Source organism: Shewanella sp. SG44-2 (genome assembly GCF_014164215.1).
In the GTDB taxonomy this organism is placed as follows: domain Bacteria; phylum Pseudomonadota; class Gammaproteobacteria; order Enterobacterales; family Shewanellaceae; genus Shewanella; species Shewanella frigidimarina.
In genome coordinates, this window is sequence record NZ_JACJEU010000004.1 from 222,350 (window position 1) to 236,169 (window position 13,820).

The following is a 13,820-nucleotide window of genomic DNA, read 5'->3' on the forward strand; positions in this document are numbered from 1 at the left end:
CTGCGATTAAATCGCCGTAGATTGAATAAATGTTAATCCCTAAGGTTCAACAATCCTAGGGCCGATAGCTCTTTTCTAACAATGTCAGCCCCTGCACTTAAGGCTTGTAACTTACCTCTTGCTACATGATGAGGTAAGGGCGCCATGCCACAATTGGTGCATGGATAAAGCTTATCGGCATCTACGTACTGAAGTGCTTTTCGGAGGGTATTGGCGACTTCCTCTGGTGTCTCAATCGTATTGCTTGCTACATCTATGGCACCAACCATCACTTTTTTACCTCGAATGAGTTCAAGCAGCTCAATTGGCACATGAGAGTTGTGGCATTCTAGTGAGATAATATCGATATTAGACTGTTGCAGTTTAGGGAACGCTTTTTCATACTGTCGCCACTCTGAGCCCAGTGTTTTTTTCCAATCAGTATTGGCTTTGATGCCATAGCCATAACAAATATGCACAGCCGTTTCGCACTTTAATCCTTCAATGGCTCTTTCTAAGCAAGCAATGCCCCAATCATTTACCTCATCAAAAAAAACATTAAATGCTGGCTCATCAAATTGAATAATATCAACACCTGCGGCTTCTAATTCTTTGGCTTCCTGATTAAGAATTTTAGCAAATTCCCACGCTAGCTTTTCACGACTTTTATAATGGTCATCAAAAAGCGTATCTATCATTGTCATGGGACCAGGCAAAGCCCATTTAATGGGTTGCGTGGTTTGCTGACGTAAAAACTTGGCATCTTCAACAAAAACTGATTTTTGGCGACTAACAGGGCCGACAACCGTTGGTACACTGGCATCATAGCGATCACGAATTTTAACGGTTTTACGCTTATTAAAATCAACACCGTTAAGATGTTCAATAAACGTAGTCACAAAATGTTGGCGTGTTTGCTCACCATCACTAACAATATCAATGCCTGCGTGTTGTTGATCTTGTAATGACAAACGTAAAGCGTCTTGTTTGCCCTCAATTAATTCCTCACCTTGTAGTTTCCAAGCTGACCAAAGTGTTTCGGGTTCAGCAAGCCAAGAGGGCTTAGGTAAACTGCCTGCAGTTGAAGTGGGTAGTATTATTTTGTTAATCAATGTTTTCATAATAAGTCATGCCGTATGTTGGGTGTAATGATTAAACGCAGCGATTAAACGTAATTGGCAGACCATTGCTCAAGCACCGTTTGATAGGGTTTGATGAAGTGCTTCTCAGCAAACTTTCCCTGCTCATTAGCCAACTGGCTACGTTCTTCTCGATCATAAACAATTTGCGTTAATGAATGATCTAGGTTCTTCAAATTGGGTTGATAGGACTTTCCAGCAGCGGCATTCGCATTATAAATCTCTGGTCGGTAGATTTTTTGAAAGGTTCCCATGGTGCTGATGGTGCTTATAAGCTCAAGATTAGTGTAATCATTAAGTAGATCACCAAAGAAATGGAAAGCCAACGGCGCAACACTATTTGGCGGCATAAAATAACGTACCTGTAGTCCCATTTTTTTGAAATACTGCTCAGTCAAAGACGACTCATTTGGCTGGTATTCAACCCCCAATACAGGATGCTGATTTTCAGTTCGATGATAGGTCTTGTTATCTGAAACACTAAGGCAGATAACAGGTGTTTTCTTAAAATTTTGTTTGTAAGTTTTTGAATTAACAAAATACTTAAACAGCTTGCCATGCAGCTCACCAAAGTTATCTGGAATGCTAAAGTTGGGCTGGTCTTTATTATGAGCCTGCAGTAATACGCTAAAATCATAATCCCGCACATAAGAGGAAAAATTATTTCCTACAATACCTTCAATGCGTTGGTTAGTTTGATGATCAACAATATTCGTTTTCAATATTTCAATTGATGGGAAGGTTTTACCACTGCCTTCAATATCCATATCAACAGAAATGATTTCAAGTTCGACGGAGTAACGATCGCCTTTAGGATTATCCCAATTCGCTAAGGCATTAAAACTGTTATCAATCATCTTTAACGCGTTGCGCAAGTTTGCTTGGCGATAGCTTCCTCTGGCCAAATTAGCAAAGTTGGTGGTGATACGTGTACTGTCTGATGGATGATAATCTTCATCGAGGCGAATGCTCTTAATCGTAAATGTGAAATCTTTATTCATGATGATCTGGTATCCAATTTGTGATTTAAAAGCCTGAATTTACGTTTTGCTGTTTATCGATATGTTCTATTAGTGCTGATTTTCTCAACAAGTCGCTGTTACAGCTTTGTCTGCTTTGTGCCTGATGGCTTAATTAGGGATCCGCTGTAATATTGTTTGGCGCTAAAAGCATGAGTAATTTATACGTGGGTTGGGACATGAAGAAAAACGGTTTTATTTCACCTGCAGCATGAGCAATATTCATGATTATAAATAAGCGTTAGTACCTAGAGGTTATTTGCGGTGTCGGACGATAATCTTGAATAATATGAGTCTTGAATCACAAGGTCATCTAACCTAGTTGGCTAGTGCTTGTTGTCTAGTGCTTGTTGTCTAGTGCTTGTTGTCTAGTACTTGTTGAAGAGAGCGGAGGTATTATTTGTACTAAAGCCTGCGGCAGGTAATTAGTTAGGATGAAAGTGCAGGATTTTATCCTGCACTTTCATTCGGCACTGGCCAAAGGGATCGCAGTATTTACATTACTGTTGTTTGGTTTGATATTGCTGTTTTGCATCTTCTATCAGTTGTTGCCATTGAGGATATTCAGCAAAGCTTTGTTGTAAGTCGCCCCAAGGTGTTAGTGCTTCAGCCATTGACGGCGCTTTGTTGTGGCGGGCTTGGTATAAGTAATAAAAGGCTGAGGCACGATAATTAGCCGCGCAATGCACTAGCACTGGTGCGTCGCCATTTTGCTCCATCAGGCTAAAAAATTGCTGTAGATTTTCTTGTGTAGGCTGCTGCCAGTCCACGCTAACATTGTGATAATTCATACCGAGTTGAGTGACGATTTGCTGCTCATTGATTAAGGCGTTTGGATTATCATTAGGAATGAGGTTAATCACGGTTTTAATACCCGCCTGAGCGAGCTGTGCAAATTGCGGCTCTGTGGGTAAACCCGCGGTAATCACTTGCTGGTTATTAAATTTAACCGCTTTTATGTCGCCAAGCTTGCTGGTATCAATGTTTGCTATGCTGCTTGCGCTGAACACTCCCGCACTAAAAAAGAAACAACACATTAATATGCTGGTGGACAGTAGGCGAAAACGTTGCAATATATTCATGTGATCCCTTGGGTTAATTTAATACGTGATAATGCGTGATGAGTTTTTTACTCTGTTGATCTGTAGCGCGATAATTGCGGCGTTTTTTCACGATAATTCGATTTTCGACTATTCCACATTCAACTGATGATAAAGTCTAATTTGAAACGCTGTCCAATAATTTTACTCTATTGGATCTAGTTGTTGCATACATTTTTTAATCTTGCAGGTTACTCAAATCTATTGATAGGATGTAAGTAATTAATCATCAATGACTTATACTATTATGCTCTTATATCGATACAGGTCTTCAACTGAGCTATCCTTTAAAGAACTCCTTTATAATGAATTGTACTTTGCTTCTCAAGATGAATTGAACGATCCATTTGATGGGGAGAGCTTTTACCATTTCCCTTCGGATAAAGAATTATGGATGAGGCTCTTAAATGAGGTAAATAATCGCATAAAAGAGATGTTTTGGGGGGATTCAGAAATAAATGAGTACTACATCGAGATACTTGCAACAGCTTTATCTATAAGAACTCCGATCACTTATGGAGAAATAATGGCTGGTAGATTAATTAGCATCTTTGACAATATAGTTTCTGAACTTGAAAACCACAATGCAGTATCAGAGGATGTTGCTTATTTTGCTAAGGAAGTACAAAGATATTTATCTTACTCAAGTCCCAAACTAGGCTATTTTGTTTCATTCTCGTCTAAGAATAATGACCATCTTATGTGGGGGCATTATGGAGCACAGCACTTCGGTTATAGCCTTATTTTCAGAACCATTGATGGAACATTAAAGCAAGACCCTTCCAACTGCATAAACTCAGTAGGGATCACAGAAACATACAGAATCTCAGTGCCTAGTTCTATACCATTCTCAAAAGTTAACTATTCTGAAAATATTGACTTTCATAATGCATGCTGGCTACTTCCCCGAGAATTGGTAAATAACCTAACATGCGTCGACTTAAATGAAATAAAAAACCATTGGGATAAGTCGGACAGTTTTTTATGTTCAAAGCATCGCAGTTGGGAGTATGAGCAAGAATATCGTCTTATCCTTAATGGTGGCTCACTTTCTTCCGAGCGTCTGTCTCCCTTACAACGACTATTACATTATGATTTTTCTCAATTAGTTGGAGTAGTTTTTGGCAGTAAAATGTCAGATAGTCATAAAATGAGAGTTAAGGAGATAATTAAATATAAGAAAGAAAGCTTTCTGCCACAAAATGGTCCAAGACATGTATTTCCATTTGTATTTTTCCAAGCCAGAAGATCTTTCAATAGAGAGATTGATGTAACTCCAGAAGAGGTTTTTGACTGTAATTTTAAAATCCAACTTACTACTGAAGATAGCAAGAGATGCCTAAAACAATGGGAAGATGGTTATGCTCTGAGATTCGATGCTAATGGAGGATGCACACCAGTTATTGTCATATAAATTGATTAAGAAATTGTCTTTTGTATTCGAATATAAAAAAGGTAGGTAACGATTGCAGCTCGTACAGAGGATTAAGCTGCAAACATTACCTACCAGTTCCCTCAACTCCTTACAGACCCATTTCAGCTAATAATGTGCTTCGCGCAGGCGTTAACTCTTCAGGATTAGCCTGGCCGTAAATCTTGTTTACACGTCCTCCGTAATAACCATCACCAACACCGCCTTGCATACTGTCACAATTAACCATGCTACCCATTGTTAAATTTCTGGAACGAGCTGTATTTTGAGTACTTTTTTAGGCATTCGTTATTCTGGATCAGCATTTTACATCTAGCGCTCAATTTTTACATTTGAATAGGACTGATACCTAGCAATCAAAGTTAAAAGCAGTTATGTTAATTAATAGTAAAAGTGGGGGCATAGTTTTTGTTCGTAAACTCACTGCGACAATTATCTGTTGGCTTGGTGCAATGGTGGTCAACTGTTAATTGCCCCTAAGCATTCGTTATCCGCTTAGCATATATAAAAGGAATTTCTGTGTATTCTAATATAAATACAAAACTTACTAACTATTTTCTCATTAGGTTCATCATTTGCATTGCCTTCGTAATATTGTGCGGTTGTGGCGGCACTTCTGAAGTGGAAGGCGAAAGTATAGCTCCTCCCATTGTTTCTGTGCCTATTGATGATACATTAGACCTTACTGGTTCATGGTTATCAAATTGTGGTCAAAGAAACAATTTGGCATATTATACAAATGAATTAGTCTTAACTAGTGACAATTTAGAAATAATTGAACATAAATATAATACCTCTGATTGTGCAGGAACCCCTGTAGAATCTATTTCACAAACAATTAATCCCTACAGCTATCCCGAATCGAATCGTGATACAAATGATAAATTTATTGTTGTCGAAGTTTTTCAAGAGCCTCTATGGGAAATGACTGTAAACGTAGAAATTTATAATAACCTTTTGTATTTATCAAATAACTTATCAATTACCTATGAAGGCTATGCTTTCGAGTCAAATCATACAAATGAAATTAACTATGTTAATTATTTAACAAAGAAAGAATAATCTTTTGTACAAGAAGTCATTAAAGCAGGACAATAAATAGTTGTTTTTTTGATCATTCACTACTTCTTTTAATCGCTTATAAAAGTGGTAAAAGTGAATTTAAAGGTGAATTTAGTGGGGCAGGGTAAAGGCGATAACCATGCCACCCATTATTAAATTCCCATTATTAAATTCCCATTATTAAATTTCTGGAGAGAGCTGTATTTTGAGTACTTTTCTAGGCATTTGTTTACTGATACTGCCATTGATTTTTTTTGGCATTTATTCAAATCATGAATTCGATTTATCGCTTTCGGATAACTTAAAAAAATGGAAATGGGGTAAGTATTTTGCCGTTATTCTTGTACTAATATACATAGTCTATTTGCTAATGTATGGGCACAGTTACGTTGTAATGGGTGTCGATGAAACAAGCACGTATTTAGAAGATTGGGTGCTGTATTATCTTGTGCCAGGTTTATGCTTAGCGGCAGTAATATACTCCAAACCGGTAGGTTACTTTTTTGGTGATAATAGCTCAGAGTTTGGCTCATCGATTAAAGAAGATGTTGCTTTTATGCTTGGCCTTCTGTGGTTGTTATTTTTTACTTGGCAAATATTCTTAGAAAGCTTGTAAACGACACGAATTAATCATGGCATCTATTGTTAAATTTTTACCTAGCCTTTTAAAGCCAGCTAGTAAAGTGAAGCTAGACTGTTCACCCTTTACTATGATGAAGTGCCACGCAGGCCATAAATGCAAAGAGTAAACACTTGGATTCCGGCTCAACCGCATTGCCGGAACGACGGTGAAAAAGTAAGGTTAATCTACCTGCATCCAATCGACTTGAACGCCTGCTTGCTCAAACATATCTTCGCTGACTTTAATCTTATCTCCCCAGCGTGACAGGAAATCTTCGTTGGGTTGCGGGCTATGCACGGCACGTAATCCTGTTTGGATAATCTTGGCGGCGCAGTTTGGGCAGGGGAAGTGGGTTACCCAAATCTCACAGCTACTGAGATCTCGTTTGGCATGCAGAATGGCATTTTCTTCTGCATGGAGCGTTTTTAGCAGTTTCATTTCACGGTTATCGGTTTCAGCACTATCTGATATTCCGTGAGGATAACCATTAAAACCTAGCGAGACGATGCGATTGTTTTCAGTGATCACCGCACCAACTCGGGTGGAGGGATCTTTACTCCAAGATGCTACGAGCTCGGCCATTTGTAAAAAGCGTGTCGCCCATTTTGTCATCATCTTATTGCCGTTCCTATGCTTTATGCATCACGTTAATTATTATTTCAATTAGGCGCTATTCTCTATGCAGAACAATGATAAATCAACCTTCAATATTCTAACCATGGACCCACTTACTCTTTCTTATATTAAGTAGGGCCATGATGCGCCTGTATAGCAGAATTTGACTGCCAATTATTTAAGCTGCGTTTAGTTATTCCAATGAGATAGCCCTAGTTACTCTTTAATACCTACTCTTCATTACTAAGAATAAAGTTGCTAATCGCTTTTGATATTAGGTCTTTCTTCATTGAAGTGCGGGTAACGGGTTCGTTGAACCAGAAACTCATTGGTTGATCAAAACCGATACCGTGCATGTAGTTGTAGATTGCTTTACGCAGTCCTTCGCCAAGCATTTCATGATCTGTTCCGGTCGGGTCGGTGAAGTCGACATCGTTCTCAGCAAATAAAATTTCAGGGCGTTCAGCAAGGGTGATACCAAATTGCTCTGGATTCATGCCTATCGGGCTGTGAATGGTGGCGACAAAACGATGCCAATAGGCTGACTGGAAACAACATTGTTCCATCATCTGACGCACCATTTCTAGCGAGTCTATGGTTTCTTGTTCGGTTTGTGTCGGGAAGCCATACATCAAGTAAGCGTGAACCAATATTCCGGCATCACTGAATGCTTTAGTGACGTGGGCGACGCGCTCAACACTCACGCCTTTTTTCATCAGTTTAAGTAGACGATCTGACGCCACTTCAAGGCCGCCGCTGACGGCGATACAACCTGAATCTGCCAGTAATTGGCAACGTGCTGGGCTAAAGGTACGCTCAAAACGGATATTGCCCCACCAACTGATCACTACGCCGCGTTCAATGAGACGTTTTGCAAACGCAAATAAGGTTTTTGGTGGTAAGGCTTCATCGACAAAATGGAAACCAGTTTGTCCGGTTTCTTCAACAAGCTCTACGATACGGTCAACCAAGGCATCGGCGCCAGCGGTATCGTAGCGGTCGATATAGTCCAAACTGACGTCGCAGAAGCTGCATTTACGCCAGTAACAGCCGTGGGCGATGGTCAGTTTGTTCCAGCGTCCGTCACTCCAAATGCGGTGCATTGGGTTGAGCATTTCACATAAAGACAGGTAGTCGCCCAATGGCAGACCGTCGTAAATGGGGGTGCCGACCTCAGATTGTGGAATATCGTGCAGCTGATCATTTTGATTTAAGTGGACATAAGGTTGGCCATTTTCATCTTCTGCAAGGAAGTAAGTACGCACTAAATCGTCTATTTCACGTTTGCCTTCAAAGTATTCCAGCAAAGTGATGAGCGGGCGTTCGCCGTCATCAAGACAGATAAAGTCGACAAATTCAAATACGCGCGGATCTTTTAGTGCGCGCAGTTCAGTATTAACAAACCCGCCACCCATGACGATAGGAATGTCTGGATTAATGGCTTTACAGGTTTGGGCAATACGTAAAGCGCCTAGCATATTACCGGGAAACGGCACGGTTAATGCGACGACACTTGGTTGGGTGTCTTCCAGATACATCTCGACCAATTGCTCCAAAATTTCAGAGCTAAAACTTGCTTCACCCATTAAGGTGTCGTAGAGGTTGTCAAAGCTTGGGTTGGCCGCCGCTAGCTTTTCGCCATAACGGCTGACTTCAAAGTAGGGGTCAACACCTTGGGTAATAACGTTTGATAGATCATTAATAAACAGGGTGGCCAAATATTTAGCTTTATCTTGTACGCCTAAGTTGCCAAAGGCCGTTTGCAACACGTCGCCAGATACCGCTTCCATCTCAGCAATTGCATCAAACGCTGGGCCTTCGGGTAAAAAACGTCGGGTATTAATCCGCATTGCAAGGCTTGGGTCTTTGCCCTGTAAAAAGCGAATGGCAGGTTCAACAGTCAGGTGATAACGCTCAAATTCAGCCAGAAAGTTAAAAATGACATCTGGCAGTTCGTCGTCTTCAAAGTGTTCGAAGTTTTCTTCTACGTGCTGACGAATAATGTCCAGCGCAGGTGCTGTCATCATCTCAAGAAAAAGCTCAATCGCAGGATCTCGCTGAACCGCCTCATAGCCTCGTGAGCGTAAAAAACCGGTTAAATACGCTGTTGCTGGATACGGTGTATTCAGCTGGGTCATCGGTGGAGTCATTAGAAGAACGGTCATAGCCTGCCTTGATCGTAAAAGCGGATAAAAATGAGGTCGCATTCTAACAGTAAAAATAGTTCAAATCCTGTTAATTCCGGCTTTCATCTGGCTTGCTAGTAGGCATCATGTTTTCGCCACATGATGACGATTGGAAGAGAAAAGTTTTTTTTGAATGATATTAAAGGCTAATGGCTTATCAATGATCAATATTTTGATCTTTTAAATATGAAGGGCAGTTCGAGTTGTTATTGCTCTTAACAAAGAGCAATAACAACGGGCAGGGTATTGCGGTTAATTGGTAAGAATAGGCTTTAAATAGCCAGAACCAAGTTGACGCATTTGTTTTTCACCCCAAGCGACTCTTTGGCGCAGGTATGGGGTTAAATTGTTAGGGTTTCGGTTACGCGGACTCGGCAACAACACTGCTAGGCGCGCCGCTTCGTTGTTGGATAAATAACGGGCCGATTTATTAAAATAATGTTGGCTAGCTGCTTCTACACCGTAAATGCCTTTACCAAATTCGGCGACGTTTAAGTACACCTCTAAGATACGTTTTTTGCCCAAAATGGCTTCAAGGCTCACGGCCAACATGGCTTCTAACCCTTTGCGAACAAAGTTTCTACCCGGCCAAAGTAATAGATTTTTTGCGGTTTGTTGGGTGATGGTACTGGCACCACGCAGGCCTTCTCCACCGTCGTACTGGTTAAGGGCTTTAGTGATGGAGTTGATATCGACCCCGAAGTGTTCGGGAAACAACTGATCTTCTGCGGCCACGACGGCTAATGGCATGTGCGCAGGCAGCTCATCAATACTTACCCAGTGCTGACTAACCGGATAATCGCTTTGCAGCATAAATGACGTTGTCGGTGGCGGTACAAATCTTAGTACCAATAGTAATAGCGCCAGTAGTAGCAAAAAGCGCCACATGACAAACCATGTCCAACCGAAAAAACCTCGTTTACGATCTGTCATTCACTGCCTCATGTTATGTTTAACTAGCCTGTGTGAGGCTTTGTCATTTTCGACGTGCAGAGTATAGGATATTGGGCATTAAGGCCAAAGGCTAATCAACCTCGTGCATGATTTATATCTTAAGTGACGTTGCGCAGAGTCATCCCTAAAGCACTAATCAACTCGGTTGGGCTGTTAACAAGATTGTTTGTATGTCTGCCAAACTGGTTTGCCATTGATGATAATCAAGCCTAATAGGGTAGGCGTTGTTATCGACCATAAGCACTAATGAGGGGAATCCTTGAATGGGAAGTTGGCGAGCAAAATTGATTTCTTTGAGCAATTTATCTTCTGTTTCATCAGCGTTTAATTGCTCTGTGAACAAGTCTGCAGGGATCCCTAATTGAGTCGCAATCGATACTAAAGTATCAACATCAGATGGGTTGTGTGCATTAAGATAATAAGCCTGTTGGATAGCGTTGATCATCTGTTGCTCAAGCCTATATTGGCGAGCAATTATGCTGGCTCTGCATGCTGGATACGTTGAACGCCTTGGTTGGCAGAGCTGCCAAAAGTCGTGATTAAATTCTGTACCTAATTGTTGGTTAATCTTATGCCAGGTTTGTTGTAGCATTTGCTGCATGGGGTGTGGCATTGGTTCTGCTGAGTCGGGCGCTAAACCACCGACTAGATAGTGTAGACTCAATTGCTGGCCAAACTGCTGTTGTAGTTGAACTTGCAGAGCATCCCATGTGGGGCGGTATCCCCAACACCAACTGCACATTGGATCGTGAACATAATAAAGGGTTGTGTTTGCCATTGTGGACCTCATCGTTAGCCGTTAACTCACTATCGTTTATTTGCTTGTCTATATACCGTTACCGCAGTTAGGGTCATGTTTTATATTATTCAATCGGTCGATAAAACAGTAGAAACTAAGGTTGTCATAATAATTCGATAATTCAGTCATATTCATTGCGTAAGCTGTTACAGATGATGAAATTTTTAGTAAACCATTACAACTGACATTACAGCATTACAACATGGAGCAATAAGATGACAAGGAAAAAAAGTGTAACACTGGGTATCATTTCGGTTTTAACCAGCATGTTATGGATTTCGGGGTGTAACAGTAACGATAATAATGACACCACTGCAGAAGTGGATAAAAGTGTTAGCGCCCAAGTGGGCCCGAGGCCGCTATTTTTAGTTGGTCAAATGCAAGACAGTGAGTTAAAAGATCAATTAGCGCAATGTGCTTCAAATTCATTTTACCGTACAGACTTTTCTATTGGCCACCGCGGTGCGTCAATGCAGTTTCCTGAACATACCAAAGAAGCCTATCAAGCAGCCATCGATTCGGGCGCTGGTATTGTGGAATGTGACGTGACGTTTACCGCAGATAAAGAGTTAGTTTGCCGTCACTCGCAGTGTGATTTAGCCACTACCACCAATATTCTGGCTATCCCAGCCCTAGCTAATAAATGTTCAGTGCCATTTTCACCAGCTGATGCCGTCAATGGCGTGAGTGCAACGGCAACCTGTTGTACCAGTGATATCAGCTTAGCTGAATTTAAAACCTTAAAAGGCAAAATGGACGGCTTTAACCCTAATGCCACCACAGTTGAAGAGTTTATGGATGGCACGCCAAATTGGCGCACCGACTTATATGCAGGTAATGGCACGTTAATGACTCACGCTGAAAGTATTGCCTTTTTCAAAGCTGCTGGAGTAAAGATGACTCCCGAGCTTAAGTCGGCCAGTGTCAGCATGCCGTATGATGGTTTTACTCAACAAGACTACGCCCAAAAAATGTTAGATGAATATGCCGCAGCAGGCGTTGATGCATCGCAAGTGTTTCCACAATCGTTTAATTTAGACGATGTAAAATATTGGATAGCCAATGCGCCTGAATTTGCCGATCAAGCGGTATACCTTGACGATCGTTATGATCTGAGTGGTTTTGATCCACAGAACAGTGCCACATGGTCACCGAGTATGGACACTCTAGCAGCAGACGGGGTCAAGATTATTGCGCCGCCATTATGGATGCTGGTTACTGTGGCAGACAATAACGCGATAGTGCCATCTGAATATGCCAAAGCAGCAAGTGCCGCTGGGTTGAAGATGATTGCTTAGTCATTAGAGCGTTCAGGGCCACTGAGTCAAGGCGGCGGTGGTTGGTATTATCAGAGTATTGCTGACGTGATTGATAACGAAGGTGATACTTTTGAGCTGTTAGATGTACTGGCAAAAGATGTCGGAGTAATGGGTGTGTTTTCTGACTGGCCTGCCACAGTGACATATTATGCTAACTGTATGAATATGTAAGATTAACTGTATTTCAGCCTTTCATTTAATGAGGGCGAACAGAATAGACTAAAAAGGTGCCGACATTGTTGGCACCTTTTTATTTCAATTAACTATACTCGTTGATGGCAGAGTATTTATTGCTTACTGCTCAGACTGCCCTAGAGCAAGTTGGTGATGAGAAATGCTAATGTTGCTATTGGTTTAATATCGAAGTAACTGAAATCACGGAATAAAGGCGATTTATAATGATGTTATTAGCCTTTAGTCTATATAGATTGCACTGGATGTCAGTGGTAGTGTAACTACACAATAATACTCATAACAATATAAAAAATAAGGATATTGCAGGATGAAATTAACCAAACGTTTTTGCATGATTGGCGCGGCTGCAGCGCTATCTATTAGTACGGCTGTTATGGCCGCGCCGACATTTATCAATATTCTCACCGGCGGAACTAGTGGTGTTTACTATCCTATCGGTGTGGCTTTATCTCAACTTTACAGCAATGGCATCGAGGGCTCTAAAACCTCTGTTCAAGCGACTAAAGCGTCGGTTGAAAACCTCAATTTACTACAAGCTGGACGTGGTGAATTAGCGCTTGCTCTAGGTGATTCAGTATCGGCAGCGTGGGAAGGTGATCAGGAAGCCGGTTTTAAAGCGCCGCTTAAAAAATTACGTGTTATTGCAGCAACCTATTCTAACTATATTCAAATTGTCGCCAATAAAGATGCTGGTATTAATAGCCTTGCAGATTTAAAAGGTAAACGTATTTCTGTTGGGGCGCCAAAATCAGGTACTGAACTTAACGCGCGTGCCATATTTGCAGCAGCAGGACTCAGTTACGACGATATGGGTAAAGTTGAGTTTTTGCCTTATGCCGAATCTGTTGAGCTGATTAAAAACCGCCAATTGGATGCGACTTTACAATCGTCTGGTTTAGGTATGGCAGCCATTCGTGATTTAGCCGCAACAATGGATATCAACTTTGTGGCTATCCCTGCAGATGTTGTCGCTAAAATTAATAATCCTGCTTATCAAGTTGGGGTGATTACGGCTAATACTTACGAAGGGCAAACAGAAGATGTGAGTACAGTTGCGATACAAAATTTATTAGTAAGTCACAGCAAGGTGTCTGATGAGATTGCTTATCAAATGACTAAGCTGATGTTTGAAAACCTAGACCGTTTAGGTACTGCTCACTCAGCTGCCAAGGCGATCAGTTTAGCCACAGCGGCAAAAGATCTGCCTATCCCACTACACCCAGGTGCAGAACGCTATTACAAAGAAGTGAATGCGCTATAAGTAATAGTATTAAGTTAACAGCGCTTGTTTGGTAAACCCAGCAAGCGCTTGTTTATTTCTGTCTTTCAACCATATTTGCTAACTTCCGTTTTAGATCAAGAGTGACTGATTGAGTCAACGTCATTGTTAATTGACTCA

Annotated in this window: 12 protein-coding genes and 1 pseudogene; 5 read left to right on the forward strand and 8 right to left on the reverse strand. The window is 41.1% G+C overall.

Annotation, left to right across the window (positions count from 1 at the left end; genetic code table 11):
- Positions 1 to 32: 32 nt before the first annotated feature.
- The 3 genes from H5181_RS04935 to H5181_RS04945 form a co-directional block, all read right to left on the reverse strand.
- Positions 33 to 1,100, reverse strand: coding sequence for a methionine synthase (locus H5181_RS04935; protein WP_182750397.1), 1,068 nt, complete (start codon positions 1,098 to 1,100; stop codon positions 33 to 35).
- 44 nt (positions 1,101 to 1,144) lie between these two features.
- On the reverse strand, positions 1,145 to 2,119 hold the full coding sequence (locus H5181_RS04940) for a DUF1852 domain-containing protein (protein ID WP_123884025.1): 975 nt from the start codon (positions 2,117 to 2,119) through the stop codon (positions 1,145 to 1,147).
- Between the two features lie 518 nt (positions 2,120 to 2,637).
- Positions 2,638 to 3,219 carry a protein tyrosine phosphatase family protein gene (locus H5181_RS04945; protein WP_182750398.1) on the reverse strand — a complete coding sequence of 194 codons (582 nt, stop codon included), beginning with the start codon at positions 3,217 to 3,219 and terminating at the stop codon, positions 2,638 to 2,640.
- A 250-nt stretch (positions 3,220 to 3,469) separates the two neighbouring features.
- On the opposite strand from H5181_RS04945, the gene H5181_RS04950 reads away from it, so the two are divergent.
- Complete coding sequence (locus H5181_RS04950) at positions 3,470 to 4,651, forward strand: DUF2971 domain-containing protein (protein ID WP_182750399.1); 1,182 nt, start codon at positions 3,470 to 3,472, stop codon at positions 4,649 to 4,651.
- 109 nt (positions 4,652 to 4,760) lie between these two features.
- On the opposite strand, the gene H5181_RS04955 is transcribed toward H5181_RS04950, so the two are convergent.
- Positions 4,761 to 4,907 (reverse strand): hypothetical protein, encoded by a 147-nt coding sequence (locus H5181_RS04955; protein ID WP_182750400.1) that lies wholly within the window; start codon positions 4,905 to 4,907, stop codon positions 4,761 to 4,763.
- Positions 4,908 to 5,188: 281 nt separating this feature from the next.
- Between H5181_RS04955 and H5181_RS04960 the strand changes: the two genes are divergently transcribed.
- Positions 5,189 to 5,731 carry a hypothetical protein gene (locus H5181_RS04960; protein ID WP_182750401.1) on the forward strand — a complete coding sequence of 181 codons (543 nt, stop codon included), beginning with the start codon at positions 5,189 to 5,191 and terminating at the stop codon, positions 5,729 to 5,731.
- 205 nt (positions 5,732 to 5,936) lie between these two features.
- The gene (locus tag H5181_RS04965) at positions 5,937 to 6,347 is read left to right on the forward strand and encodes a hypothetical protein (protein WP_011638989.1); all 411 of its coding nucleotides are present in this window, start codon (positions 5,937 to 5,939) and stop codon (positions 6,345 to 6,347) included.
- 186 nt (positions 6,348 to 6,533) lie between these two features.
- Here H5181_RS04965 and H5181_RS04970 read toward each other — a convergent pair whose 3' ends face one another.
- The 4 genes from H5181_RS04970 to H5181_RS04985 form a co-directional block, all read right to left on the reverse strand.
- Positions 6,534 to 6,968, reverse strand: a complete 435-nt coding sequence (locus tag H5181_RS04970) for a dCMP deaminase family protein (RefSeq protein WP_123776657.1) — start codon at positions 6,966 to 6,968, stop codon at positions 6,534 to 6,536.
- Between the two features lie 230 nt (positions 6,969 to 7,198).
- Positions 7,199 to 9,133 carry a radical SAM protein gene (locus H5181_RS04975; protein WP_182750402.1) on the reverse strand — a complete coding sequence of 645 codons (1,935 nt, stop codon included), beginning with the start codon at positions 9,131 to 9,133 and terminating at the stop codon, positions 7,199 to 7,201.
- A 273-nt stretch (positions 9,134 to 9,406) separates the two neighbouring features.
- Positions 9,407 to 10,087, reverse strand: a complete 681-nt coding sequence (mtgA, locus tag H5181_RS04980; RefSeq protein WP_182750403.1) for a monofunctional biosynthetic peptidoglycan transglycosylase — start codon at positions 10,085 to 10,087, stop codon at positions 9,407 to 9,409.
- Positions 10,088 to 10,244: 157 nt separating this feature from the next.
- A complete protein-coding gene (locus tag H5181_RS04985; protein ID WP_123776654.1) occupies positions 10,245 to 10,886 on the reverse strand; it encodes a DsbA family protein in 642 nt (213 codons plus the stop codon).
- Between the two features lie 287 nt (positions 10,887 to 11,173).
- Here H5181_RS04985 and H5181_RS04990 point away from each other — a divergent pair.
- Positions 11,174 to 12,397 (forward strand): annotated as a pseudogene (locus tag H5181_RS04990) (glycerophosphodiester phosphodiesterase family protein).
- Positions 12,398 to 12,728: 331 nt separating this feature from the next.
- Positions 12,729 to 13,682, forward strand: a complete 954-nt coding sequence (locus tag H5181_RS04995) for a TAXI family TRAP transporter solute-binding subunit (protein ID WP_011638983.1) — start codon at positions 12,729 to 12,731, stop codon at positions 13,680 to 13,682.
- The last annotated feature ends 138 nt before the right edge of the window (positions 13,683 to 13,820 follow it).

Bases quoted from the DNA above. Each gene is read 5' to 3' on its own strand.
- H5181_RS04950 (WP_182750399.1), top strand. From the start codon at position 3,470: ATGACTTATACTATTATGCTCTTATATCGATACAGGTCTTCAACTGAG.
- H5181_RS04945 (WP_182750398.1), bottom strand. From the start codon at position 3,219: ATGAATATATTGCAACGTTTTCGCCTACTGTCCACCAGCATATTAATG.
- H5181_RS04995 (WP_011638983.1), top strand. From the start codon at position 12,729: ATGAAATTAACCAAACGTTTTTGCATGATTGGCGCGGCTGCAGCGCTA.
- H5181_RS04985 (WP_123776654.1), bottom strand. From the start codon at position 10,886: ATGGCAAACACAACCCTTTATTATGTTCACGATCCAATGTGCAGTTGG.
- mtgA (WP_182750403.1), bottom strand. From the start codon at position 10,087: ATGACAGATCGTAAACGAGGTTTTTTCGGTTGGACATGGTTTGTCATG.
- H5181_RS04935 (WP_182750397.1), bottom strand. From the start codon at position 1,100: ATGAAAACATTGATTAACAAAATAATACTACCCACTTCAACTGCAGGC.
- H5181_RS04975 (WP_182750402.1), bottom strand. From the start codon at position 9,133: ATGACCGTTCTTCTAATGACTCCACCGATGACCCAGCTGAATACACCG.
- H5181_RS04940 (WP_123884025.1), bottom strand. From the start codon at position 2,119: ATGAATAAAGATTTCACATTTACGATTAAGAGCATTCGCCTCGATGAA.
- H5181_RS04970 (WP_123776657.1), bottom strand. From the start codon at position 6,968: ATGATGACAAAATGGGCGACACGCTTTTTACAAATGGCCGAGCTCGTA.
- H5181_RS04955 (WP_182750400.1), bottom strand. From the start codon at position 4,907: ATGGGTAGCATGGTTAATTGTGACAGTATGCAAGGCGGTGTTGGTGAT.